This is a genomic window from Citrobacter sp. Igbk 16 (assembly GCF_028069755.1).
Classification (GTDB): Bacteria; Pseudomonadota; Gammaproteobacteria; order Enterobacterales; family Enterobacteriaceae; genus Citrobacter.
On the sequence record NZ_JANEWJ010000123.1, the window covers coordinates 1 to 255 of the forward strand.

The window sequence follows — 255 nt, forward strand, 5'->3', positions numbered from 1 at the left end:
ACGGCTTGTCAATCGCACGCTCTGGTTCCGGGATGTAAGAATCCAGGAAGCCAGCCAGTTCGATGATTTTCGCTTCCCACTCTGCTTCGCCTTCCAGCGCTTTCAGAGCAGAACCACGAACGATCGGCGTGTCGTCGCCCGGGAAATCGTACTGAGACAGAAGTTCACGAACTTCCATTTCTACCAGTTCCAGCAGCTCTTCGTCATCAACCATGTCGCATTTGTTCAGGAACACGATGATGTACGGAACGCCTA

The 255-nt window shown here is 52.5% G+C and carries 1 protein-coding gene; it reads right to left on the reverse strand.

The window, feature by feature from the left end; translation table 11 throughout:
* Positions 1-255 (reverse strand): GTP-binding protein (locus tag NNO03_RS22670; protein WP_267455027.1); only part of this gene is annotated, 255 nt, incomplete at both ends.